The organism is Micromonospora musae (genome assembly GCF_003626635.1).
GTDB classification, from domain to species: Bacteria; Actinomycetota; Actinomycetes; order Mycobacteriales; family Micromonosporaceae; genus Micromonospora; species Micromonospora musae.
On record NZ_RAZT01000008.1, the window covers coordinates 81,600 to 106,684 of the forward strand.

General features: G+C 74.0%; 19 protein-coding genes. 7 read left to right on the forward strand and 12 right to left on the reverse strand.

From position 1 onward, the window contains the following. Positions 1–24 precede the first annotated feature (24 nt). The 9 genes from D7044_RS16915 to D7044_RS16955 all read right to left on the reverse strand — a co-directional run bounded on the left by D7044_RS16915 (position 25) and on the right by D7044_RS16955 (position 11,852). Entirely contained in the window at positions 25–1,188 is a 1,164-nt protein-coding gene (locus D7044_RS16915) for an acyl-CoA dehydrogenase family protein (protein ID WP_120680063.1), read from the reverse strand. Continuing rightward, on the reverse strand, positions 1,185–3,260 hold the full coding sequence (locus D7044_RS16920; protein WP_120689497.1) for an acetyl/propionyl/methylcrotonyl-CoA carboxylase subunit alpha: 2,076 nt from the start codon (positions 3,258–3,260) through the stop codon (positions 1,185–1,187). Before D7044_RS16920 ends, D7044_RS16915 begins: the two co-directional genes overlap by 4 nt. 186 nt (positions 3,261–3,446) lie before the next feature. Next, the gene (locus D7044_RS16925; RefSeq protein WP_120689498.1) at positions 3,447–5,048 is read right to left on the reverse strand and encodes an acyl-CoA carboxylase subunit beta; all 1,602 of its coding nucleotides are present in this window, start codon (positions 5,046–5,048) and stop codon (positions 3,447–3,449) included. Then, positions 5,045–6,241 carry an acyl-CoA dehydrogenase family protein gene (locus D7044_RS16930; RefSeq protein WP_120680069.1) on the reverse strand — a complete coding sequence of 399 codons (1,197 nt, stop codon included), beginning with the start codon at positions 6,239–6,241 and terminating at the stop codon, positions 5,045–5,047. Before D7044_RS16930 ends, D7044_RS16925 begins: the two co-directional genes overlap by 4 nt. Beyond that, complete coding sequence (locus tag D7044_RS16935) at positions 6,238–7,848, reverse strand: acyclic terpene utilization AtuA family protein (RefSeq protein WP_233565029.1); 1,611 nt, start codon at positions 7,846–7,848, stop codon at positions 6,238–6,240. The genes D7044_RS16930 and D7044_RS16935 overlap by 4 nt, the downstream gene beginning before the upstream one ends. A 56-nt stretch (positions 7,849–7,904) precedes the next feature. Then, positions 7,905–8,738, reverse strand: coding sequence for a TIGR03084 family metal-binding protein (locus D7044_RS16940; RefSeq protein ID WP_120680073.1), 834 nt, complete (start codon positions 8,736–8,738; stop codon positions 7,905–7,907). 39 nt (positions 8,739–8,777) lie between these two features. Beyond that, positions 8,778–9,383, reverse strand: a complete 606-nt coding sequence (locus D7044_RS16945) for a TetR/AcrR family transcriptional regulator (protein ID WP_120680074.1) — start codon at positions 9,381–9,383, stop codon at positions 8,778–8,780. Positions 9,384–10,297: 914 nt separating this feature from the next. Continuing rightward, positions 10,298–11,041 carry a metallophosphoesterase family protein gene (locus D7044_RS16950; protein ID WP_120689500.1) on the reverse strand — a complete coding sequence of 248 codons (744 nt, stop codon included), beginning with the start codon at positions 11,039–11,041 and terminating at the stop codon, positions 10,298–10,300. 133 nt (positions 11,042–11,174) lie between these two features. Further along, positions 11,175–11,852, reverse strand: coding sequence for a Crp/Fnr family transcriptional regulator (locus tag D7044_RS16955; RefSeq protein ID WP_076467173.1), 678 nt, complete (start codon positions 11,850–11,852; stop codon positions 11,175–11,177). A 215-nt stretch (positions 11,853–12,067) separates the two neighbouring features. Here D7044_RS16955 and D7044_RS16960 point away from each other — a divergent pair, with 215 nt between their 5' ends. The 6 genes from D7044_RS16960 (at position 12,068) to D7044_RS16985 (ending at position 17,361) form a co-directional block, all read left to right on the forward strand. Then, positions 12,068–12,730: an adenosylcobinamide amidohydrolase gene (locus D7044_RS16960; RefSeq protein WP_120680076.1), complete on the forward strand. Its 663-nt coding sequence runs from the start codon at positions 12,068–12,070 to the stop codon at positions 12,728–12,730. Positions 12,731–12,786: 56 nt separating this feature from the next. Continuing rightward, a complete protein-coding gene (locus tag D7044_RS16965; RefSeq protein ID WP_120680077.1) occupies positions 12,787–13,941 on the forward strand; it encodes a CapA family protein in 1,155 nt (384 codons plus the stop codon). 65 nt (positions 13,942–14,006) lie between these two features. Next, complete coding sequence (nth, locus tag D7044_RS16970; protein ID WP_120680078.1) at positions 14,007–14,795, forward strand: endonuclease III; 789 nt, start codon at positions 14,007–14,009, stop codon at positions 14,793–14,795. Further along, positions 14,792–15,430 carry a TlpA family protein disulfide reductase gene (locus tag D7044_RS16975; protein ID WP_120689501.1) on the forward strand — a complete coding sequence of 213 codons (639 nt, stop codon included), beginning with the start codon at positions 14,792–14,794 and terminating at the stop codon, positions 15,428–15,430. Before nth ends, D7044_RS16975 begins: the two co-directional genes overlap by 4 nt. After that, positions 15,427–16,119, forward strand: a complete 693-nt coding sequence (locus tag D7044_RS16980) for an NUDIX hydrolase (RefSeq protein ID WP_120680080.1) — start codon at positions 15,427–15,429, stop codon at positions 16,117–16,119. The genes D7044_RS16975 and D7044_RS16980 overlap by 4 nt, the downstream gene beginning before the upstream one ends. Positions 16,120–16,182: 63 nt before the next feature. Then, positions 16,183–17,361, forward strand: a complete 1,179-nt coding sequence (locus tag D7044_RS16985; protein WP_120689502.1) for a MarP family serine protease — start codon at positions 16,183–16,185, stop codon at positions 17,359–17,361. Between the two features lies 1 nt (position 17,362). Here the strand turns inward: D7044_RS16985 and D7044_RS16990 are convergent, their stop codons facing one another. From D7044_RS16990 to eccCa, 3 genes are all read right to left on the reverse strand, one after another. Then, positions 17,363–18,133 carry a phosphatase PAP2 family protein gene (locus tag D7044_RS16990; protein WP_120680084.1) on the reverse strand — a complete coding sequence of 257 codons (771 nt, stop codon included), beginning with the start codon at positions 18,131–18,133 and terminating at the stop codon, positions 17,363–17,365. A 42-nt stretch (positions 18,134–18,175) separates the two neighbouring features. Further along, positions 18,176–19,507 (reverse strand): type VII secretion-associated serine protease mycosin, encoded by a 1,332-nt coding sequence (gene mycP / locus D7044_RS16995; RefSeq protein ID WP_120680086.1) that lies wholly within the window; start codon positions 19,505–19,507, stop codon positions 18,176–18,178. Between the two features lie 76 nt (positions 19,508–19,583). Continuing rightward, positions 19,584–23,564, reverse strand: coding sequence for a type VII secretion protein EccCa (eccCa, locus tag D7044_RS17000; protein ID WP_120689503.1), 3,981 nt, complete (start codon positions 23,562–23,564; stop codon positions 19,584–19,586). Between the two features lie 103 nt (positions 23,565–23,667). Between eccCa and eccD the strand changes: the two genes are divergently transcribed. Continuing rightward, positions 23,668–25,065 carry a type VII secretion integral membrane protein EccD gene (eccD, locus tag D7044_RS17005; RefSeq protein WP_120689504.1) on the forward strand — a complete coding sequence of 466 codons (1,398 nt, stop codon included), beginning with the start codon at positions 23,668–23,670 and terminating at the stop codon, positions 25,063–25,065. Positions 25,066–25,085 lie beyond the last annotated feature (20 nt).

Below are 25,085 nucleotides of genomic sequence, written 5' to 3' on the forward strand. Positions count from 1 at the left end.
AGTGCCAGGCGGCGTTCGGCCCTCTTAGTACGACTTCTCCTGGCCGAGGACGTGCTGGGCCACGTAGTTCAGGATCATCTCCCGGCTCACCGGGGCGATCCGTCCGGCCCGGACAGCGCCGAGCAGCGTCGCGACGCCGTACTCGGTGGTCATGCCGGCCCCACCGTGGACCTGTACCGCGGTGTCCACGGCGAGCGCGGCGGCCTCGCCGGTCGCGTACTTCGCCATGTTGGCGGACACTCCGGCCTCCAGGTCCCGCCCGGCGTCGTAGAGGGTGGCCGCCTTGTAAATCATGAGCCGGGCCAGCTCCACCTGCACGGCGGCGTGCGCCAGCGGATGGGACACGCCCTGGTGCGAGCCGATGCTCCGCCCGCCCCAGACCTTCCGCGTCGCGGTGTACGTCGACGCCCGCTCGATCGCGTACCGGCCGGTGCCGGCGCCCATCGCGGCCACCGTGATCCGCTCCGGGTTGAGCCCGGCGAAGAGCGCCGGCAGGCCGGCCTCCACCGACTCGCCGACCAGCGCGTCCGCCGGCAGTCGCACGTCGTCGAGGTAGAGCAGGAACTGGTTCTCCGGCGAGACGATCTCCATCTCCAGCTTGGAGCGGGTGAGCCCCGGCGCGTCACTCGGCACGACGAACAACGCCGGCTTCAGCCGGCCGGTCGTGGCGTCCTCGGTGCGCGCCACGACCAGCACGTACTGCGCCTCGTCGACGCCGGAGATGAAGCACTTACGCCCCGAGAGCAGCCAGTCGTCGCCGTCGCGCCGGGCCACCGTGCCGAGCCGGTGGAAGTTCGACCCGGCCTCCGGTTCGGTTATCGCGAAGACCACCCTCAGCGTGCCGTCGGCGAAGCCGGGCAGGAACCGCTTCCGCTGCGCCTCGGTGCCGTGCCGGTTGATCACGGTGGCCGCGATGGCGGGGGAGACCACGAGCAGCAGCAGCGGGCAGCCCGCCGCGGCCAGCTCCTCGCAGACGATCGCCAGCTCGGTGATGCCGCCGCCCCCGCCGCCGTACTCGGTGGGGATGTTCACCCCGAGATAGCCGAGCCGTCCCGCCTCCGCCCACAGCTCGGTGGTGTGCTCGCCGGCCCTGGCCTTCGCCACGAAGTAGTCGTGCCCGTACCGCCGGCCCAGCGCTCGTACGGCGTCGCGGAGCTGCTCCTGCTCGTCGGTGAGGTCGAAGTTCATCGCGCGTCCTCCAAGGGGTTGACCACGGCCAGCACGGCCCCGGTGTCGACCTGACCGCCGGTCGGCACCGGCAGCTCCACGACCGTGCCGTCGATCGGCGCGAGCACCGGATGCTCCAGCTTCATCGCCTCCAGGGTCAGCAGGAGGTCACCGGCGGCGACCCGCTGACCGGCCGCCACGTGCACCCGGGTCACCGTGCCGGGCAGCGGCGCCAGCAGCGAACCGGGCGCCAGCTCGGCGGTCGGCTCGGGAAGGCGTGGCAGCTCGGTGAGGGTGACCGACCCCTCGGGGCCGTCGACGTGCACCGCCGAGCCGACCCGGTGCACCCGGTACGCGTACCGCACACCGTCCGCGTCCAGCACGACCCGTTCGGGGGCGGCCGACACCAGCGCCACTGCCGGAATCCCACTGCCCGAGCCCGTCGCGCTGCCCGCGGCCCCCGCGTCGCTGGAGTCGATCCTCGGGCCGTCGGGCGCCGCGCGGTCGCCGCTCACACCGGTGGCCGGTCGGACCGCCCACTCGGCGAGCGCACCCGTCCGGTCCAGGCGGTAGCGCACCTCGACCTCGCCGGTCGGGCCGAGCAGCCGGGTCACCTGCGGATACGCCGGCACGTTCCGCCAGCCGGACGGGAGCCCGGCGAGCACCGGGGCGTTCGCCCGCCGGTCGGCCGCCGAGGCCAGCGCCCCGGCCAGCGCGTACAGCGGCACCCGATCGGAGGGCACCAGCGGCACGAACACCTCCGGATGCCGGTCGAGGAAGCCCGTGTCGACCTCGACGGCGGCGAACTCCGGGCTGCGCAGCACCCGGACGAGCAGGTCGCGGTTCGTGGTCACCCCGTGCAGTTCGGCGCGGGCCAGCGCGCCCGCCAGCGCCCGCGCCGCCTCGCCACGGGTCGGTGCCCAGGCGATCAGCTTGGCCAGCATCGAGTCGTAGTGGACGCCGACCGCCGAGCCGTCGACCACACCGGAGTCCAGCCGCAGCCCGACGCCGGTGAGCGCGCCGAACTCGGCGGACACCCCTGCAACGGCGAACCGGTGCAGCACTCCCGTCGCCGGCCGGAACCCCTCGGCCGGGTCCTCCGCGCAGAGCCGCACCTCGACGGCGTACCCGCGGGTTTTCGGGTACACGGCCTCCGCTGGCAGCGGCTCACCCTCGGCCACCAGCAGTTGCAGCCGGACCAGGTCCAACCCGGTGCACAGCTCGGTGACCGGGTGCTCGACCTGGAGTCGGGTGTTCATCTCCAGGAAGTGGATCTCCCCGTCGGGCGTCAGCAGGAACTCGACAGTGCCAGCGCCCACGTAGTCGACGGCCCGCCCGGCGGCCACCGCCGCCTCGTGCAGCCGCTCCCGCACCTCCGGCGGGATCACGCCGGGCGCCTCCTCCACGATCTTCTGGTGCCGCCGCTGGATCGAGCACTCCCGGACGCCGAGCGCCGCGATCGTGCCGAAGGCGTCGCCGAAGATCTGCACCTCGACGTGGCGGCCGTGCTCGACGTACCGCTCGACGAAGACCGTGCCGTCGCCGAACGCCGCAGCGGCCTCGCGACGCGCGGAGGCGATCGCCTCGGGGAGCCCGGCCGCGTCCCGGACGACCCGCATGCCCCGGCCGCCACCACCCGAGGCCGCCTTGACCAGCACCGGAAAGCGGCTGACCTGGTCGGGCTCGGTCCAGGTCGGCAACATCGGCACGCCGGCGTCGGCGAGCAGCGTCTTCGCCGCCACCTTGTCGCCCATCGCGGCGATCGCCTTCGCCGACGGGCCGACCCAGGTCAGCCCCGCGTCGATCACCGCGGCGGCGAACTCGGCGTTCTCCGCCAGGAACCCGTAACCGGGGTGCACGGCGTCCGCGCCGGTCCGCCGGGCCGCATCCAGGATCCGGTCGATCCCCAGGTACGTCTCGGCGGGGCTGTCGCCCGGCAGGCGGACCGCCTGATCCGCCTCGGCGACGTGCGGCGCGTCGGCGTCCGCGTCGGAGTGCACGGCCACCGTCTCGACGCCGAGCCGCCGGCAGGTGGCGAGGACCCGACGGGCGATCTCGCCCCGGTTCGCCACCAGGAGTCGGTTGATCGTCACCGTCGATCCTGCCTTTCGTTCGCGGCTGCGGGACTCCGCTGCGCTGCCTTCCTCGCGCTCACGGGGCTGGTCTTTCGTTCGCGACTGCGGGGCTCCGCTGCGCTGCGTTCCTCGCGCTCACGGGGCTGGTCTTTCGTTCGCGACTGCGGGACTCCGCTGCGCTGCGTTCCTCGCGCTCACCGGGGCTCACATCCGGAAGACGCCGAAGCCGTCGGCGCCCCGCACGGGGGCGTTGTGCACGGCGGAGAGGCAGAGGCCGAGGACGGTGCGGGTGTCCCGGGGGTCGATCACCCCGTCGTCGTAGAGCCGGCCGGAGAGGAAGAGGGCACCGGACTGCGACTCGATCTGCTGCTCGACCATCATCCGCATGGCGGCGTCGGACTCCTCGTCGTACGGACGGCCCCGGGCGGCGGCGGCCTGCCGGGCCACGATCGAGAGCACCCCGGCGAGCTGGGCCGGCCCCATTACCGCCGACTTCGCGTTCGGCCAGGTGAAGAGGAACCTCGGCTCGTACGCCCGCCCGCACATGCCGTAGTTGCCCGCCCCGTACGACGCGCCGAGGTTCACCGTCAGGTGCGGCACCGTCGAGTTCGACACCGCGTTGATCATCAGGGCGCCGTGCTTGATGATGCCGCGCTGCTCGTACTCGGTGCCGACCATGTAGCCGGTGGTGTTCTGCAGGAAGAGCAGCGGGGTGTCGGCCGCGTTGGCGAGCTGGATGAACTGCGCCGCCTTCTGCGCCTCCTCGCTGAAGAGCACACCCCGGGCGTTGGCGAGCACCCCGACCGGATAACCGTGCAGCTCGCCCCAGCCGGTGACCAGCGCGGCGCCGTACGCCGGCTTGAACTCGTCGAAGTCGCTGCCGTCCAGGATCCGGGCGAGCACCTCGCGCGGGTCGAACGGCACCTTCAGGTCGGAGCTGACGATGCCGAGCAGCTCCTCCGGGTCGTACTTCGGCGGCTGCGGCGACGGGTTGCGCGGTGCTGGGCCCTGCTTGCGACGGTTCAGCCGGCGTACGCACTGCCGGGCCAGCCGGATGCCGTCCCGCTCGTCGGCGGCGAGGAAATCCGCGAGCCCGGATGCGGTGGCGTGCATCGCCGCCCCGCCGAGGGACTCGTCGTCGGTGACCTCGCCGGTCGCCATCTTCACCAGCGGCGGCCCGGCCAGGTAGACCTGCGACCGCTCCCGGATCATGATCACGTGGTCGGACATCCCCGGCACGTACGCGCCGCCCGCCGTCGCGTTGCCGAAGACCACGCTGACCGTGGGGATCCGCGCCGCGGAGAGCCGGGTCAGGTCGCGGAAGACCCGCCCACCCGGAATGAAGATCTCCGCCTGGGTGGGCAGGTCCGCGCCGGCCGACTCGACCAGGTTGACCATGGGGAGCCGGTTGGCGAGCGCGATCTCACCGGCCCGGCGGGTCTTGGCGAGCGACCACGGGTTCACCGCGCCACCCCGCACCGTCGGGTCGTTCGCGACGACGAGGCACTCGACCCCCTCGACCACACCGATGCCGGTCACCACGCTCGCCCCGACGGGGAAGTCGGTGCCGTACCCGGCCACCGGCGACAACTCCAGGAACGGGCTGTCCGGGTCGAGCAGCAGCTCGATCCGCTCCCGGGGAAGCAGCTTCCCCCGGGCGTGGTGCCGGGCCACGTACTTCTCGCCGCCCCCGGCCCGCGCCTGCTCCTGCGCCGCGTCCAGCTCCGCCAGCCGCTCCAGCAGCGCCGCCCGATTCTCGGCGAACCCCGGCGAGGACGGGCCGAGCGAGCTGTCCAGTACGGTCACAACCCCATCCCCTTCGCGATGATCTCGTTCATGATCTCGGTGGTGCCGCCGCCGATGCCGAGGATCCGCGCGTCGCGGTAGTGCCGCTCCACCTCGGCGTCGCGCAGGTAGCCGAAGCCACCGTGCAGCTGCAACGCCTGGTCCACCACCTCGGCGCAGGCCGTCACGGCCACGTTCTTCGCCATCGCCACCTCGGTCACCACCGGCTCGCCGGCGGCGACCCGGGCGGCCACGTCGTGCACGTACGCGCGGGCAGCCTCGGTGCGCGTGTGCATCTCCGCCAACCGGTGCCGGACGACCTGGCGGCTGACCAGCGGCCGGCCGAAGGTGGCGCGGTCACGGCACCAACGTAGGGCCAGCTCGACGCAGCGCTGTGCGATCGCGTACGCCTGCGTGGCGAGCGAGATCCGCTCAGTGGCGAAGTGCTGCATGATCGACAGGAAGCCGGTCTCCTCCGCGCCGATCCGGTTCGCCACCGGCACCCGTACGTCGACGAAGGAGAGCTCGGCGGTGTCCGAGCAGTGCCAGCCCAGCTTCTCCAGCCGGCGGCCCACAGTGAAGCCGGGCGTGCCCTTCTCGATGACGAGTAGGGCTAGCTCGCCGCTGCCCGGGAAGTCGGTGCAGACGGCGGTGGTCACGAAGTCGGCCCGGACCCCGCTCGTGATGTAGCTCTTCGACCCGTTCACCACGTAGTGGTCGCCGGCCCGGCGCGCGGTGGTGCGGATCCCGGCCACGTCCGAACCCCCGTCCGGCTCGGTGATCGCCAGCGCGCCGATCATCGTCCCGGCGAGCGTGGGGCGGACGTACCGGTCGACCAGCTCGTCGCCGGCCGGGTCCGCGACGGCGCCGAGCCGACCGCCGAGCGAGCCACCGGTCCGGCCGCCCGCAGCGGTGACCATGTGCGGAAGCGCGATGCCGTGCGTGAAGAGCGCAGCGACCAACCCCGACGACCCACCGGACCGGATGATCTCCTCGGTCACGATGATCGTGTCCAGCAGGTCGCCGCCGCTGCCCCCGACCGACTCGGGGAAGCCGACGCCGAGCAGGCCGACCTTCGCGGCGGTGGCGTGCAGCTGGCGCGGGACCTCGCCGGCCCGCTCCCAGTCGTCCAGGTAGGGCAGCACCTCCCGGGCGACGAAGGCGCGGGTCAGCTCGCGCAGCTGACGCCGCTCCGGGGTGTCCACGATGGTCATCCGGTCGCCTCCAGGATCGGCAGCTCGACGATCCGTGAGCGGAGCAGCTCACCGAGCGACTTCGCCTGCGGGTCGAAGCGGGTGGACCCGGCGACGCCCGCACCGAGCAGACCCCGGATCAGGAAGTTGACCGCACGCAGGTTCGGCAGTTCGTACCGCTCGACGGTCAGCGTCACCGTCTCCGGCAGCAGCTCGGCCAACCGCTCGACGCTCAGCCAGCCGCGCAGCCAGTCGTACGCGGCGTCGCTGCGGGCCCAGACCCCCAGGTTCGCGTCGCCGGCCTTGTCTCCCGACCGCGCTCCGACCAGCTCGCCGAGGGGACCCCGGCGGGTGCGGTGCCCGGCGGGGATCGGTGTCGACGCATCCTGCTGTGCGTCGGTCTCCGGCGCAGAGGTGTCGGGCGGCGGCGGAATCGATACGCGGGTGCCGTCGGGGAGCACCGCGACGTGCGACACCGCGTCCTGCGGCACGAGGTCCGCGGTGAAGACCCCGTACGGGGTGGCGTCGCCCGGCGGGGTGGTCAGCGTGCACCCGGGGTAGGAGGCGAGCGCCAGCTCCACCGCGGCCGCCGAGAACGCCCGCCCGGCCCGTGCCCGGTCGGCGTCGCGCAGGTGTACGTGCAGCAGCGCGCTCGCCGTCTCGGTGTCGCCGGAGTCGGGGTGGTCGGTGCGGGCCAGCGTGAACTCCAGCCCGTCCGCGCCGACCGCCGCTTCGAGCTGCCCCCGGACGAGGGCCGCCTTGGCGGGGATGTTCAGTCCGCAGAGGATGAACGTCATCGAGTTGCGGTAGCCGCCCAGGTTGTTGACGCCGACCTTGAGGGTGGCCGGGGGTGGCGCTCCCCGGACGCCGGAGACCCTTACCCGGTCGTCCCCCTCGGCGTGCAGGGTCGCCGTGTCGAGCCGGGTCACCACGTCCGGCCCGAGGTACGCAGGCCCGCCCACCTCGTACAGCAGCTGTGCGGTGACGGTCTCCACGGTCACCGCGCCGCCGGTGCCGGGGTGTTTCGTGATGACGCAGGAGCCGTCGCGGTGCACCTCCGCGATCGGGAAGCCGGGGCGGCGGCCCCCGTCGGGCAGCTCGGTGAAGAAGCTGAAGTTGCCGCCGGTGACCTGTGCGCCGCACTCGACGAGGTGCCCGGCGACGGTCGCGCCGGCGAGCGCGTCGAGGTCGTCGCGGGTCCAGCCGTACCAGGCGATCGCCGGACCCACCACCAGCGAGGCGTCGGTGACCCGGCCGGTGACGACCACGTCGGCCCCGCCGTCGAGGCAGGCGGCGATCCCGAACGCGCCCAGGTACGCGTTTGCGGTGAGCGCGTCCGGCGGGGCCAGTGCGTCGCCCTCCACGTACCCGACCCGGACGGTCAGGCCGAGCCGGTCGGCGAGCGCGCTGATCGCGGCGGCCAGCCCGGCCGGGTTCAGCCCACCCGCGTTGGTGACGAGCTTGACCCCGTGGTCGAGCGCGGTGCCGAGGCAGCCTTCGAGCTGCCGGAGGAAGGTCCTCGCGTACCCGAGCGAGGGGTCGCGCAGCCGGTCCCGGCCGAGGATCAGCATGGTGAGTTCGGCCAGGTAGTCGCCGGTCAGCACGTCGAGTTCGCCGCCGTCGAGCATCTCCCGCCAGGCCGTGAAGCGGTCGCCGTAGAAGCCGGAGGCGTTGCCGATGCGGATCACGCTCGTACCCCGGGGGTCTGCGGCGCGGCCGGCGACGGACGGCCGGATCGCGGGTCCAGCGGCGGGCGACCGGCGCCGGGCGGGCCGGCGAAGGCCTGCGCCACGTCGAGCCACTCGTCGGCGACCGGGCCGGTGACGCGAAGCGCCAGGTCGGCCCGGTGCCGGCGCTGGGTCACCAGCAGGCAGAAGTCCCGGGCCGGTCCGGTGACCCGGTCGGTGGCGTCGGCCGGACCGAAGCTCCAGGTCTCCCCGCGGGGCGCGGTCAGCTCCACCCGCACCGGCGCCGCGGGCATCGGCCGGCCGTGGGTGGCGAAGCTGTGCCCGAGGGTACGCACGCCGAGGTGGGCGATGTGCCGGAGCCGGTCGGTGTCGGGGCGGCGTACGTCGAGCGCGTCCGCGACGTCCTCGCCGTGCGCCCAGGTCTCCATGATCCGGGCGGTGACCATCGAGGTGGGCGACATCCGGGTGCCGTACCAGGGCAGCTTCTCTCCGGGTGGGCAGGCGGCGAGGACGGCGGCGAGGGAGGCACGACCGGCGCGCCAGCGGAGGAGCAGCTCGGCCGGCGGGGCGAGGAACTCTCTCGTACCGGTCTCGACGAGCCGGGCCGGGTCCGGGGCGGCGTTCACGGAGGCGAAGAAGGCCGTGGAGTCGGTGCCGGCGAGCAACGCGACGTGGTCGGTCCAGGCGAGGTGGGCGATCTGGTGCGCGATGGTCCAGCCCGCCGCCGGGGTCGGGCGGGACCAGTCGGCCGGCGGCAGTGGACGGACGAGAGCCTCCAGCGCCTCGGACTCCTCGGCCAGGTCGGCGAGCAGGTTCGTCAGGTCGACCATGGTGCCTCCGGTCTGGTCGTGCCCCCGGGCGCGGGCGGGTCAGGGCGTGAGGAGCGTGGCGAGTCGTCGCTTCCAGGTGTTGAGGAGGGCGGCGCGCCGGACGCTGTCGTCGGTGAGCAGGTTGGCCACGCCCAGCCCACGAAGCAGGTCCAGGGTGGCCTGGACCGTCTCGCGGACCCCCTGGCGTCGCTCGTCGACGTCGAGCAGCGCGACGGTGAGTCGGTGCATCTCCCGGCCCACCCGGGCCTCCAGGGGTATCAGCGCCCTACGCAGCTCGGGATCGGTGCGGGCGGCGACCCAGAGTTCGAGCGCGGCGACGAAGAGCGGACCGGTGAACGCCACTTCGAGCAGGTCGATCACCCGGTCGAGCCGCTGCGGCCCGATCGGCAGGGCTGCTGCCTCGGCGCGCAGCTCGGCCGCGCGACGCTCGGCGAGGTGCCCGACGGCCGCGGTGACCAGCGCGGCCTTCGTCGGGTAGTGATGCAGCTGCGCACCGCGGGAGACCCCGGCCCGGGCCGCGACCAACGTGGTCGTGGTGCCCGCCCAGCCGTGCTCCACCAGGCACTCGACGGTCGCCTCCAGCAGTCGCGCCTGCGTGGCGCGGCTGCGTTCCTGCCGAGGCACGCGGATCGATGCGGCGGACACGGGAACAGCGTGCCGGGATCAAAACAAACAGTCAAGCCTGACTTTTTCGTGCCCCGTGACCGTGGTGTCCACTGCGGACCACCGATCGGCGTCGGCGGACGCCGAGTGCTGGTGCGCGGAGCCTTTGGAGCTGATGTCGCAGGCGAGTCAGCGAGCCTGCGGTCGCGCGTTGACGCTCCGCCGCGCCCGTCGTCGCCGTGAGCCTGAGCCGTGAGCCGTGAGCCGTGAGCCGTGGGCCGTGGGCCGTGGGCACCCCCGCGCAGTCGGCAGGATGTGTCCGCTTTGTGGACCCGGCGAGCGATGGCGACCTCGCGACCGAACGGTGACCGGACGACAGCGACCCCGCGTGGCGGTCCAGGCGCATGCAGCCCGCCTGATCCGCCCCATGGTCAACTCGGGTTCCTTGATGTCGGGCCGTCCGGACCACCCGGACACCCCGACTTCAAGGAACCCGAGTCGATCGACGAGGCCGGCCTGGCTGGCGGCCTTGAACGCCGCGCCTGCGGGGCGGCGGCGGACCTCGAGATGCCTCCCACCTGTGCCCGGAGAACGTCGCGCGATCACCGTCGTCAATGACGCCGATCTGCCGGGACACCGGCTCACCCACGAGCGTGCGGGCCGAGAGCGGTCGTGGCCGGGGCGCAGTGCGTCGTCGATTACCGGGCAGACCACTTCCCCGTGTTGGCGTGCCGGCCCCGAAGGCGACGTGAGCCGGCAGAGGTTCCCCGACCCGACCCGATGTCGTGGGTGATTCAGCTCCAAAGCGCCGCGCACCATATCCCTACCCCCTTCGGCGCGTCTCCCGGCGCGCGTTCGGAGGGGTTGAGGTTGGCGCGTTGTTCGCGAGGCTGGCTGGCCCGCTGCTCGGCGAGGTTGGGGCTGGCGCGCGTTCGGAGGGGTTGGGGCCGGTCCGCTCAGCGTCCGTCGCGAGGGGCGAAGACCGCGAGCGCGTCCGCGTCGCTGTGCCGGGAACGGACGTACTCGTCGGCGAAGCCGGCGGCGTCCGGGAAGCTGGACTCGGCGGCCACCCGGGCGCAGGCCGCCTCCACGTCGAAGTCGGTACGGCGCAGCTGCACCCCGGGGCCGAGCAGCGCCCAGTACGCGCCGGTCCCGCCGTACGGCATCCCGACGCTGCCCGGGTTGATCACCAGGCGCCGGTCGACCAGCCGTGCGAACGGCATGTGGGTATGCCCGCAGACCACCGTGCGCACCTCCGCCGGCAGGTCGGCGAAGACCTCGGCCCAGCGGGCCATCCGGCTGTCGACCAGCACGACCTCCTCGTCGTCGCGGGGCGTCGCGTGGCAGAAGAGCACCGGACCGAGGCCGGCGACGGGCAGGGTCACCGTGCGGGGCAGCGCCGCCAGCCGGTCGACCTGATCGTCGCGGAGCTGAGTCGCCGCCCAGTTCGAGACCTCGATCGGGAGGCTGCGCCCGGCTCGTGCCTCCACCAGTTCCCGGTCGGCGTTGCCGCCCACCCAGCAGACCCGGTCGCCGAGGTCGGCGAGCCGGTCGAGCACCTCGACCGGCTGCGGGCCGGCGGCGATGTCACCGGTGAGCACGATCAGGTCGGCGGCGGCCACGTCCGGCTCGGCCAGCACGGCCTCCAGCGCGGGCAGCACCCCATGGATGTCGGAGAGGACGGCGACCCGGTTCAACATCGGTCCACGATCCCGCCGCGCCGGGGGCGGTGTCGAGCTTTTCTGCCCGGGGCAGACACGAAGCGGCCCGGACCGCGCGAGGCGGTCCGGGCCGGAGACGCTCCGGGATCGGGCGGGCGGCCCGACGGGTCGCTCAGACCCGCGCGCGGCGGGCCAGGCGCTCCGGATCCAGGATGATGATGCTCTTGCCGTCAAGGCGCAGCCAGCCCCGCGAGGCGAAGTCCGCCAGCGCCTTGTTGACCGTCTCCCGGGAGGCGCCGACGAGCTGGGCGATCTCCTCCTGGGTGAGGTCGTGGGTCACCCGCAGCACGCCGCCGTCGCGGGTGCCGAAGCGACCGGCCATCTGGAGCAGGTTCTTCGCGACCCGGCCCGGCACGTCGGTGAAGATCAGATCGGCGAGCGAGTCGTTGGTCCGGCGCAGCCGGCGGGCCAGCACCCGGAGCAGCTGCTCGGCGATCTCCGGCCGGTTGGCCAGCCACGGCCGCAGGGCCTGCTTACGCAGCCGGACCAGGCGGGTGTCGGTCACCGCGGTGGCCGTCGCCGTGCGGGGCCCCGGGTCGAAGAGTGACAGCTCGCCGACCATGTCCGACGGGCCCATCACCGCGATCAGGTTCTGCCGGCCGTCCGCCGCGCGGCGACCCACTTTGATCTTGCCGGACAGCAGGATGTAAAGACTGTCGCCGGGCTCACCCTCGTTGAACACGACCTCGCCCTTGCGGACCTCGATCGTCTCCATCTCCTTGGCGAGCGCCTCGGCAGCCTCCGGGTCGACACCCTGGAAGATCCCGCTGCGGGCCAGTACCTCGTCCATCGCGCACCTCCGGTTGCGCGTTGCCGTCCCTCGGCCGGGTCCGCCGTCCGCTGGTCCCTCGCGCGCCGACAAGTCTAGGCGCACGTGAGCCGGAATCAGAGGTCGCCCCTGGAAACGTGATCGTTGGGCGTAATCCGCCCGTTCCGCCTGACCAGCGAGGACGCCGGCAACCGACCACCGGCGTCACCGGAGCCGGCGGCCCGTAGGGTCACCGCGTGCTGAGCGAGCCGCTGCTGACCACCCGCCACGAGGACGGGCTCGACGTTCCGCTGCTGGTGTGGCGGGCCACCACACCGCTGCGCGCGGTGAGCACCGCGTCGCTGGGCGGCGGGATCGGCGTACGGCACTGGGTCGTGAACGCGACCGTGCCGATGTCGTACGACCGGGACGAGCCGGCCGACCACCTGGCCGCGCTCGCCCACGGACTCGGGCTCGACGGACCCGGCGTGGGGCTGCTCACCGGCGTGGACGTCGCCGAGGTGGTCGCCCGGAGCGACGGCGGCGTGCGGGTGTGGGCGACGGTCGGGCTCGGCCTCCCCGTCCGGGCTGCCGAGCCGGCGCCCGAGGCGCTCGGCGAACGGGTCGGCACGATCAACATCGTGGTGTACGTGCCGGCGCGGCTCGGCGACGCCGCCCTGGTCAACGCGGTGGCCACCGCGACCGAGGCGAAGGCGCAGGCGATCTCGGAGCTGGGTCTGGCGGCCACCGGCACCCCGACGGACGCGGTCGCCGTGCTCTGCCCCGTGGACGGCCCCGATTTCGCCTACGGCGGGCCCCGCTCGACCTGGGGTGCGCCGCTCGCCCGCGCGGTGCACGCCGCCGTGCTCGCAGGCGGGGTATGCACAGTCGTGCCCTGGTCAGAGCGGCTGAACGGCTGAAATTCCGGCCGATCGGCCGTCGTTTCGGCGAAGCCTGCCCGGTAGGGTCGCGGGCGATGTACGGTGCCGCCCACCCCTCGCGCCGCCGCCGGACCGCCCTGGTCCTCGGCGTGCTGCTCGCTGTTCTCGTGGCCGGGTGCGGCGAGTCGGCCACCTCCCCGGTCTGGCGACCCGGCGCGGGCGGTGGCGCCCCCGGTGCGCCGGTGACTGACGTCACCCCCTCGACGGGCGGCTCCGCCGCGGCCGAGAAGGAGATCGTCTCGCTCTCCGCGACCGGCGACATCATCATGGGCAACGCCCCGAACCGGCTGCCCGCCAACGGTGGCAAGGGCTTCTTCAACTCGGTCACCAAGGCGCTCGCCGCCGACGTGGTGATGGGCAACCTGGAGGAGCCGCTGACGGTGGACACGGGCACCGGCAAGTGCGGGGCGGACTCCACCCGCTGCTTCCAGTTCCGGGCCCCGCCCGAGTACGCGGCCCACCTGCGTGAAGCCGGCTTCGACCTGCTCAACCAGGCCAACAACCACGGCTACGACTACGGCCCGAAGGGCTACCAGAACACCCAGCGGGCCCTCGAGAAGTACGACCTGGCGCACACCGGCGCGCCGGATCAGATCACTGTCGTCGAGGCCGAGGGCGTCAAGATCGCGGTCGCGGGCTTCTCGTCGTACGTCTGGTCCAACAGCCTCGTCGACATCGCCGCCGCGAAGCGGGTCGTGGCGAAGGCGGCCACCATGGCCGACCTCGTCGTGGTGCAGGTGCACATGGGCGCGGAAGGCTCGGACAAGACCCGGGTCCGGCCCGGCACCGAGATGTTCCTGGGCGAGAACCGGGGCGATCCGGTCAAGTTCTCGAAGGCGATGATCGACGCCGGGGCCGACCTGATCGTCGGGCACGGCCCGCACGTGCTGCGCGGAATGGAGTTCTACAAGGGCCGGCTGATCGCCTACAGCCTGGGGAACTTCGCGGGCGGGGGCGGCTCGCTCAGCAACAACGGCCGGCTCGGCTGGGGTGGCGTCCTCAAGGTGTCTCTGCACCGCGACGGCAGCTGGGCGGGGGGCTCGTTCACGTCGACGTACATGAACGGGGCGGGCAAGCCGACCATGGACCCGGATGATCGGGGCCTGGGCCTGGTCAAGCAGCTCACCGGCAGCGACTTCCCGAAGACCGGGGCCCGCTTCGACGCCGCCGGCAAGATCAGCCCCAGCTGACCCCGGCTAGGTGCTCCGGGGCGTGGACCCGGGGGGAGCCCGAGCGGCGACGTAGGCTGGCCGTCGTGACCCGTAGCTCTCCCGGTGTCGACGAGACCGACCTCGGGCGCAAGCGACGCGCTCGGCGGATCGGCCGGGTGCTCGCCGAGACCCACCCCGACGCGCACTGCGAACTGGACCACTCCAACGCGCTGGAGCTGGCCGTCGCGACGATCCTCTCGGCCCAGACCACCGACAAGCGGGTCAACGAGGTCACCCCGAAGCTCTTTCCGCGCTACCCGACGGCCGCCGACTACGCCGCCGCCGACCGGGGCGAGCTGGAGGAGCTGCTCCGCCCCACCGGCTTCTTCCGGAACAAGACCGACTCGCTGATCAAGCTGGGGCAGGCGCTGGTCGAGCGCCACCACGGTCAGGTGCCGGGCCGGATCGCCGACCTCGTGGCGCTGCCCGGGATCGGGCGCAAGACGGCGAACGTCATCCTCGGCAACGCGTTCGGGGTGCCCGGGATCACCGTCGACACCCACTTCCAGCGGCTGACGCACCGCTGGCGGCTCACGGCGGAGACCGACCCGGTCAAGATCGAGCATGCGATCGGCGCGCTCTATGAGAAGCGCGACTGGACCATGCTCTCGCACCGCGTGATCTTCCACGGCCGCCGCGTCTGCCACGCCCGCAAGCCGGCCTGCGGAGCCTGCACGCTGGCGAAGCTCTGCCCGTCGTACGGCACCGGACCGACCGACCCCACGGTCGCCGTCAAGCTGCTCAAGGGCCCCCGGGCCCGCGACCTGGCGGTCGCCGCCGGGATCGACCCGCAGCTGGTGCCGGCCCAGGCGGTCACCGCGGAGGTGCCGTGAAGCGCCGGATCGTCGCCCTGCTCCTGCCGCTGCTGGTGGCCGCCACCGCCGGCTGCACCGCCGCCGGCACCGAGGAGTCCGCCGCTCCGTCACGGCCGCGGGCCGAGCGGCCGTCACCGTTCGAGGACTGCGCGACGCTGACCACCCCGCCGGCCACCCCGACCGCCGGCACGGCGACCCCCGACGCCGCCGACTCGACCGTCGGCACCGGAGATCCCCTGCCGGAGCTGACCCTCTCCTGCTTCACGGGCGGGGCGCCGGTCGCCCTCCGCGACGTACGTGGCCCCGCTGTGATCAACATCTGGGCGTCCTGGTGCCCGCCGTGCCGCGAGGAGCTGCCCGCCTTCCAGCGGCTGAGCAAACGGGCCGGTAACCGGCTGCACGTGATCGGCGTGAACAGCCAGGACAGCCGCAGCGCAGCCCAGTCCATCGGCGAGGACCTCGGCGTCGGCTTCCCGATGCTGGTCGACCAGGGCACGGCGCTGCAGCGGGCGTTGAACCGCAACGCCTTCCCGCTGACCCTCCTCGTCGACCCGCAGGGGCGGGTCGTGCACACCGACGCGTCCGGCGCGCTGGACGACGCACGCCTCGGCGAGCTGGTCCGCGAGCACCTCGGGGTGGCGGTGCCGGCGTGACCCGGAGACCGCCGGAGTGGATGGCGCCCCTGCTCGCCCGGGTCGGAACGGCCCGCGCCGAGGACTTCACCCGGCTGGTGACGCCGGAGAGCGGCGGGCGGGAGAGCGCCGTGCTGGTGCTCCTCGGCGAGCAGGCCGAAACCGGTCCGGACGTGCTGATCCTGCAACGGGCGGCCACCCTGCGGACCCACGCCGGTCAGCCCGCCTTCCCCGGCGGCGCCGCCGACCCGGAGGACGCCGACGCCCGGGCCACCGCGCTGCGGGAGGCGAACGAGGAGGTCGACCTCGACCCGGGCAGCGTCACCGTCCTGGCCGAACTGCCGAAGCTCTGGATACCGGTCAGCGACTTCGTGGTCACCCCCGTCCTCGCCTGGTGGCACGCACCGCACCCGGTGCGCCCCTGTGAGCCGGCCGAGGTGGCGCACGTGGCCCGGCTGCCGATCGCCGAGCTGGTCGACCCGGTGAACCGGGTGCGCGTACGCCACCCGAGCGGCTGGGTCGGCCCGGCCTTCGCGGTCCGCGGCATGCTGGTCTGGGGCTTCACCGCCGGGGTGCTGAGCACCCTGCTCGACCTGGGCGGCTGGTCCCGCCCCTGGGAACCGGGTCGGCTGGTCGACCTGCCGCCCACCGGGGCGACGCCGGCGCCCTCCGCGGGCACCGACGAGGTCGACGAGACACCCGTACGCTGATCACGCGGTCACCTTCCGCAAGCGATGGTCATCCGACGGGCCGCCGGCCCGTACGCTTGACCCGTGTCCGCCGTCGATCTCGTCCTCCTGCTGCTCATGCTCGTGTTCGCGATCAGCGGATATCGCCAGGGTTTCGTCATCGGGATCCTGTCGTTCACCGGGTTCTTCCTCGGCGCGTTGATCGGGCTCCAGGCCGGGCCGATCCTGGCCCGCCAGTTCGTCGACAGCGGCACACGGGTGCTGATCTCCCTGGTGGCCGTCTTCGGTCTCGCCGTGGCCGGGCAGGCGCTCGCCGGCTGGCTGGGCTCGAACCTTCGGGCCGCGATCACCGGTCCGGTCTTCCGCAAGATCGACGACGTCGGCGGCGCGTTCGTCTCCCTCTTCGCGGTCCTGCTGGTCGCCTGGCTGGTCGCGGTGCCGCTCGGCTCCTCCTCGCTGCCCTGGCTGGCCTCCTCGGTGCGGAACAGCGCCCTGCTCAACGTGGTCGACCGGGTCCTGCCCGACCAGGCACAGCGGCTCTCCACCGCGCTGCGGGACACCGTCGACACGAACGGCTTCCCCGACGTCTTCGGCGACCTCGCGCCCACCCGGGCCCGGCAGGTGGAGCCGCCCGACCCGGCGCTCGCCGGCTCCCAGGTGGTGGTCAACGGGCAGCGCTCGGTGGTGAAGGTGCTCGGCTCCGCGCCGAGCTGCTCCCGGCGCATCGAGGGCTCCGGTTTCGTGTACGCCGACGACCGGGTGATGACCAACGCCCACGTCGTCGCCGGCACCCGCTCGGTCGCCGTGGAGCTCGGCGGCGACCGGTACGACGGGGAGGTGGTCGTCTACGACCCGGACCGGGACCTCGCCGTGCTCCACGTGCCGGGGCTGCCCGGCCCCTCCATGCGGTTCGCCGCCGGCAACGCGGGCACCGGTGCCGACGCCATCGTGCTCGGCTTCCCGCTCGACGGGCCGTACAACGCCCAGTCGGCCCGGATCCGCGACGTGGACCGGATCACCGGGCCCGACATCTACTCGTCGGGGGACGTGACCCGGGAGATCTACACGATCCGTGCGCTGGTCCGCAGCGGCAACTCCGGCGGGCCGCTGGTCTCCTCGAACGGGCTGGTGCTCGGGGTGATCTTCGCGGCGGCCGCGGACGACCCGAACACCGGGTTCGCGGTGACGGCGGCGGAGGCCCGGCCGGTGGCCCTGGCCGGTGCCGAGCGCACCCGTGGCGTCGACACCGGCGAGTGCACCTGAGCTACCTGCGGGGCGGCGCGGGCTCCCGGTGGGAGAGCGGTCGGGCGACCGGTGAGGTGTGCCGCCAGACGGTGAAGCCCGCCGCGGTGGCGGCCAGGACGGCCGTGCCGAGGAGCCACCCGCCGATCACGTCGCTGGTCCAGTGCACGCCGAGCGCCACCCGGCTCGCCCCGGTCAGCGCGGCGATCAGCAGGGCCGTGGCCCAGAGCGCCGCGCGCTGCGCCGGGCGCCGGGCGAACGGCAGGAAGACCACCAGCAGCACCCCGGCGGCGAGCGCCGCGTTGAGCGCGTGACCGGAGGGGAAGGCGTACCCGGTGGCCCGGGCGACCGGTTCGAGCAAATCCGGGCGGTTCCGGCCGACGAGCAGCTTGAGCAGGGGGCCGAGCAGCCCGCCCAGCACCATGGTCACCACCACCCAGAGGGCCAGCCGGCGGGCGTCTCGACGGACCAGCCAGACCACGAGCGCCAGGGCGGCGGCGCGCAGCGGCATGGGCGCGAAGACCTCGGTCCAGACCGCCATCAGCCGTACCCAACCCGGGTGCTCCAGCGCGTGGTCGTGCAGCGCCCCGGTCACCGACGTGTCCAGCCGGTGCAGCGGCGGCCACGCCCCGAGCACGAGCAGGGCGAGCGAGGTGAAAGGTGCCAGCACCAGGAAGGCGGCGGCCACCGCCAGGGTCAGCCGCAGTCCGCGTGGCGCCGCCGGGTCGAGCCGGCGTCGCCGCCAGGACGTCTCGGTGCCGGGAACGAGGGTGCGCGGACCGGTCGTACTCATGGCATCCGTTCTACCCGACCCGGCGGTTGATCAGCCGCAGCCTCAGCGGTGCTGCCGGCGCCGCCGGCGAAGCATCAGCGCCGCCCCGGTGAGCAGGGCGACGAAGAGCGCGGCCCCCGTCCAGAGCCGTTCCGGCTCCGAGTCGTCCTGGCCGCCCGCCGGGCGGGCGGTCCACCGGGTCTGTTGCTGCGGGGCGTTGAAGCCGAGCGCATCACCGATGCGGGCCGTCTCGTCGCCCTGGGCGAGACCCGGCGCCGGCCCGAAGCCGGCCACGCCGGGAGAGGTGTTGTCGTCGAGCGGGTTGCCGGCCACCGTCGGCACATCGGCGGAGAGCGCGGCCACCGGGTCGACGAGCCCGAAACCGAAGCGGTCGTCCCGCCCCGTCGGCCCGAGATCACGAGCGGTGGACATCAGCCGGTTGACGACGTCGCCCGCCGACATCTGCGGATAGCGGGACCGGACGAGGGCCGCGGTCGCGGAGACCAGCGGCGCGGCGAAGCTGGTCCCCTGCACCCGCCAGTAGCCGCCGGGGCGGGCGCCGACGAGCCCCGTGGCCGGCGCGGAGAGCACGGCGGCGCGCCCGGTGATCGAGCCGGACCAGAGGTTCTCGCTGTTTCGTTCCAGGCCGGCGACCGCGATCACACCCGGCTCCCGGGCCGGGTACCAGACCTCGGTCGTCGTCGAGCTGGCGACGTTGCCGGTGCAGGCCACCACCACCACGTCGCGGGCGAAGGCGTAGTCCAGGGCGGCGGCGAGCGCGGGGCTGTCGCCGCTGCCGCCGAGCGACAGGTTGATCACCCGCGCGCCGTGGTCGACCGCCCAACGCACACCGCGCGCCACGATGAGCGCGTCGTCGTACCGGTTCTCGTCGTCGAGGACCCGGACCGGCAGGATGCGTGCGTCCGGCGCGAGGCCGACCACGCCCCGCTTGTCGTCCCGGCGGCCGGCGATCAACCCGGCCACCGTGGTGCCGTGGCCCACCGGATCCGCCTGCTCGCCGCCACCCGGGGACACCAGGTCGTACCCGGGCAGCACCTGCCCCGTCAGGTCGGGGTGGGTGGCGTCCACTCCGGAGTCGACGACGGCGACGGTCACCCCGCGCCCGGTCGACGTGCGCCAGGCGGTGGCCGCGTTCAACTCGTCGATCTGCCACTGCTCGTCGCGAATCTGGTCCGGCCGGTCCGGGGCCACGTCCGGCGCGTACGCCAACGGGGTGGCGGCGACCGGGTTCGCGCGGACCGGAGCCGCCGCGACGGGCACCGCGGGAACGGTCACCGCGACGACGGCCGCCGTCACGCCGAGCAGCGCCCGGCCGGCGGTCCGTCGGCCCGCTGCCGGGCAGCTGCGCCGAACCCCAGTCACATCCTCAGCCATTCATCGCCAGCGGAACCACAACGATCGGAGATTACCGGTTCCCCGCCCGATCGAGGGACGATCCGCAGGACACGGTTCACGGCGCCGGCAGATGTGCCAGCTGGACCAGGCGTACGCCCTCTCGCCGGGTGACCAGCCGACCACGGCCCGGCGGCAGCGGGCCGGGGCGGACCGGCCCGACCAGCGCCCCCTCGTCCGGGCTGCCGGTCATCACGAGACCGGCCGTGGCGAGTTCCCGCAGCCGCTGGACGATCGGCTCGTACTGGGCGCGGGCGGCGCCGCCGCTGCGCCGGGCCAGCACCAGGTGCAGGCCGATGTCGCGGGCCTGCGGAAGGTACTCCTCCAACGCGCGCAGCGGGTTCGCCGGCCCCGTCGCCACCAGGTCGTAGTCGTCGACGAGCACGAACAGCTCCGGCCCCGACCACCACGAGCGCTCGCGCAGCTGCTCGGGGGTGACCTCGGGACCGGGGATGCGGCGGGCGAGGTAACCGGCGGCCGACTCGACGAGGTCGGTGGCGTGCGCGGCCGCGGTGCCGTAGCCGATCAGATGGTCCGTCTCGATCGCCCCCAGCAGGCTCCGCCGGTAGTCGACCAGGATCACCCGGGCCTGCTCCGGGGTGAACCGGGTGGTGATGGTGGCGCCCAGCGCACGCAGGAACGAGGACTTGCCGCACTCGGCGTCGCCGAAGACCACGAAGTGCGGTTCGGCGGCGAAGTCGAGCGCCACCGGGCGCAGGTCGGCCTCGGCGATCCCGATGGGCAGCCGCAGCCCGGTCGCTGCGGCGAGGTCCAGGTCGGCGTAGGGGAGCACCGGCGGCAGCAGCCGTACGCGGGGCGCGGGCGGAGCGTTCCACGCCCCCGCGACCTGCTTGACGAGGTCGGCGGTGTCGGCTCCGGCGAGCCGGGGCAGGGCGGTCAGGAAGTGCAGGCCGTCCGCGTTGACGCCCCGGCCCGGAGTCTTCTCCGGCACGTTCGCGGCCGCCCGGCGGGCCACCAGAGAGTCGTTCGGATCGCCGAGGCGCAGCTCCAGGCGGGACCCGAAGAGGTCCCGGATCGCGGGGCGGAAGTCCAGCCAGCGCAGCGCGGTGGTCACCACGTGCACCCCGTAGGAGAGCCCCCGGGTCGCCAGATCGGTGATCAGGGGCTCCAGGTCGTCGTACTCGGCGCGCAGCGTCGTCCACCCGTCCACCACGAGGAAGACGTCGCCGAACGGGTCGACGTCCGGCCGGCCGGCGCCGGTGGGTTCGCTCCGCCACCGCCGGTACGCCGCCATCGACTCGACGCCCAGCTCGGCGAAGCGGCGTTCCCGCTCGGCGAGCAGGGTGGCGACCTCGCCGATGGTGCGGCGGACGGCGGTCGGGTCGGCGCGCCCGCTCACCCCGCCGACGTGCGGCAGGTCGCGCAGCGCGGCCAACCCACCCCCGCCGAAGTCCAGGCAGTAGACCTGCACCTCGCGCGGGGTGTGGGTGAGCGCCAGCGCGCAGATCAGCGTCCGCAGCACCGTCGACTTACCGCTCTGCGGGGCGCCGACCACCGCGACGTGCCCGGCCGCCCCGTCGAGGGCCAGCCAGAGCAGGTCACGACGCTGCTCGAAGGGCTTGTCCACCACGGCCACCGGAACGCCGAGCGCGCCGTGCAGCTCCGGGTTGCCGGTGCTGAATCCGCGCGCGGAATCCACCGTGACCGGGCCGAGCAGCTCGTCCAGCGCGGGCGGCCGGTCGAGCGGAGGCAACCAGACCTGGTGGGCCGGCGGCCCCTGGCCGGCCAGCCGGCCCACCAGGACGTCCAGCAGGCTCTCCCGGCCCTCCTCCTCGGCCGTCGGCGTGGGCTTGGCGCCCGGGTCGGGTATCGGCACGAAGTGGGTGTCGAAGGTGAGCAGGCGCGGTGGTCCGTCCACTTCGGGGCCGCCCGCCGGGCCGCGCCGGGGCAGCGCGCCGGAGACGTACGCGGCCTTGAACCGGACCAGCGGCTCGGTGCCGAAGCGCAGGTAGCCGTGCCCGGGGGTGCGGGGCAACTCGTGGGCGTCCGGTACGCCGAGCACCGTCCGGGACTCCAGCGCGGAGAAGGTACGCAGGCCGATCCGGTACGACAGGTGCGTGTCGAGCCCGCGTAGCCGCCCCTCCTCGAGCCGCTGCGAGGCGAGCAGCAGGTGTACGCCGAGCGACCGCCCCAACCGGCCGATCTGCACGAAGAGGTCGATGAAGTCCGGCTTGGCGGAGAGCAGCTCGGAGAACTCGTCGCAGATCAGCAGCAGGGACGGCAGCGGGGGGAGGGCGCTGCCGGTGGCCCGGGCCCGTTCGTAGTCCCGTACGCCGGCGAAGTTGCCGGCCCGGCGGAGCAGCTCCTGACGGCGCATCAGCTCACCGTTGATGGCGTCGACCATCCGGTCGACGAGCGGCAGCGCGTCCTCCAGGTTGGTGATCACGGCGGCCGTGTGCGGCAGCCGGTCGAACGAGGCGAAGGTGGCCCCGCCCTTGAAGTCGATGAGCACGAAGTTGAGCTGCTCCGAGCTGTGCGTGGCGGCCAGCCCCAGCACCAGCGTGCGTAGCAACTCGGACTTGCCGGAGCCGGTCGCGCCGATGAGCAGCCCGTGCGGGCCCATCCCGTCCTGCGCGGACTCCTTGAGGTCCAGTTCGACGGTGCCGCCGTCGGCGCCCACGCCGATCGGCGTGCGCAGCCGGTCCCGCGCCGGCCGGGGCGCCCAACCCTGCTCGACCGTGAAGCCCTGCGGGTCGCCGAGGTCGAGCAGTTCGGGCAGCCCCGGCTCGGCGTGCAGCGGGGCGTCCGGGCCGTTCGCCGTGCCGGCGAGGCGCAGCGGGGCCAGCCGGCGGGCCACCGCCTCGGCGTCGGCCGGGTCGAGCTGGTCCGGCGCGCCCACCTCGGCGTGCCCCTGTGCGGAGTACGAGTGCAGCCGCCCGTCGCGCAGCTCCAGCAGGAGCGCGTACCGGTCGAGCAGCCGGGGCGGCGGGGTGTCCAGGTCGAGCACGGTGACCGCGTCGATACCGCTGTCGCCGGTCATGTCGGTGGCGCCGGTGAGGTCGCCGCCGTCGAGGACGACCACCACGTGCGGCCCGTCCGTCGCCGGGCCGGCCGGGCTGAACCGGGATCGGCTGGCCAGCACCTCGTCGAGCAGCTGCTCCAGTTCGGCGGCGGAGCTGGTGACCAGGCGCACCGGGCCGAGGGCGTCGGCGCGGTCCGGATGCCGGGCGTGCGGCAGCCACTTGACCCACTCCCAGGCGGCGCGTCGTTCGGGTCCGGCGCAGACGGCGATCAGCAGCTCCTCCGGGGCGTGGAAGACCGCCAGCTGGGTGAGGACCGCCCGCACCATCGCCCGCGCCGCCGCGCCCCGGGCCGGGCCGCCGTCCGCCGCCGGCCCGTTGTCGGGTTCGGTGGCGCCGACGTCGCGTACGAAGACCCGGGCGAAGCTGCGCAGCGAGAGCGCCACCGGCAGGTCGGGCACGACCGAGTAGGCGTCGAGGAAGCGGCGCAGCGCGCCGGCCGTCATCGGCTCCAGCTCCTCCAGCGGCCGGGTCACGGGTGGGAGCAGCGGGGTGGCGAGGGTCTGCGGCCCGACGCCGACCCGTACCACCGCGAAGTCCGGATCGCCGGGGCGGCGCTCCCAGACCCGGTGGCTCGTCACCGTCGACCAGAGCCGCTCCGGGTCGGGATGCCGGTAGTAGAGCCCCTCCCGCTGCCGCCCGGCGGTCTCCCGGACCCGGCGGCGCAGGGCGGTCAGGTGCCGCAGGTACTCCCGCCTGGCCGCCATCATCTCCGACTTGCGGGGCGTACCGGACGCGCTGCCCCACGAGGTCACCAGCATCGCCAGCGAGGAGAGCCCGAACATCGCGCCCACCACGTACGAGTAGGCGCCCCCGCCCCGGCCGAACATCATCGCCATCGCCACCGTGCCGCCGAGCATGGGCAGCACCATGAGCAGCTGCTGCCAGCGGCCGCCGGTCACCTCGGGGATCTCCGGCGGGGCCTCGACGGGCAGCTCGCCGACCGGGATCTCGGGTGCCGGTCGGCGGGGCGGCCGTTTGACGACGACGGTGGACACGGAACCTCCTTCCGGAACGCTCGGTAACCCGAAGCTGGCTCATCGTAGGTAAAGTCCTGTCGTCCGCGCAGCCACCGATCCCGTTCGATATGGAGACAGGCCGATGTCATCCGGGCTGGCCCGCGTCACGATCAGCGCCCCGCGACGCCGGCTGGACGTCGCCCTGCCGGAACAGGTCCCCCTCGCGGAGCTGCTCCCGGACGTGCTGCGCCACGCCGGTGTCGGGCTGGCCGACGACGGCGAGCGGCACGGGGGCTGGGTGTTGCGGCGCACCGACGGCGTGCCGCTGTCGACCGCCCAGGGGCTGCATCCGCAGGGGATCCGCGACGGTGAGGTGCTGCACCTGGTCCCGGCCCGCGTCCACTGGCCGGAGCTGGAGTACGACGACGTGGTCGAGGCGATCGTGGACGGCGCGCGGCGTCGGGGCGGGGCGTGGTCGGCGGCGGCCACCCGGACCGTCGTACTGGCCGGCGCCGGTGTGCCGCTCGCGGTGGGGTTGCTCGCCCTGCTCGGCGGCGGGCCGCAGCAGCGGGGCGGCTGGCTCACCGCGGCCGTCGGCGCGCTGCTGCTGGTCGTCGCGGGGACGATCGCCTCCCGGGCGCACGGCGACGGGGTGAGCGCCGCGACGCTCGGCGGCTACGCTCTGCCGTACGCGGCGGCGGCCGGTGCGCTGGCGGTCGGCTCGGGTGACCCGGTTGGTCCGTTCGCGCCGCTGCGCTGGGTGGGGGCCGCGGAGGTGCTGGCCGGCGCGGTGGCGCTGCTGTTGGCGTCGGTGCTCGGCCTGCTCGGGGTCGCCAGCCGGCTACGCGTCTTCGTGGCCGGTGCGACGGTCGGCCTGCTGGGCGCGCCGACGGCCCTCGGCGGGCTGGCGCTCGGCCCGGCCGGAGCCGCCGCGGTGCTGCTCTGCGTGCTGGTCTTCGCGATCGGGGTGATTCCGCTGCTGGCGATCCGGCTCGGCAAGCTGCCGCTGCCGCCGATCACCCTGCCGACGGCGGACGAGGGCGGTACGCCGGTGCGCGACCTGCCCGACCGGGGCCGGGTGTACGCCGCGGTGGCCCGCACCGAGGAGATGCTCACCGGGATGCTGCTGGGGCACGCCGTGCTGGCCGTGCTGGCGGCGGTGGTGCTGGCCGTCACCGGTGGCGTCGCCGGTGCGGTGCTGATCGCCGTCACCGCCGCCGTCCTCTTGCTCCGCTCCCGGCTCTTCGTGGCGGTCCGGCACCGGGTGCCGCCGGTGATCGGCGGTCTGGTCGGGTACGCCGTGCTCGGCGCCGTGCTCGCCGACCGGGCCGGTGCGACCGGTCGGCTCGGGCTGGCCGCCGCCGGGGTGGCGCTGGCCGTGCTCGCCGTGAGCGCCGGCACCACCTACGCCCGACGTCCGGTCTCGCCGTACCTCGGTCGGGTCGCGGACCTGGCCGACACGGCGTTCGTGGTGGCCGTGGTGCCGGTCGCCTGCGCGGTGCTGGACCTGTACGAACAGGCCCGGGGGCTGCTCGGCTGAGCGGTTCCCGGGCCCGTCGT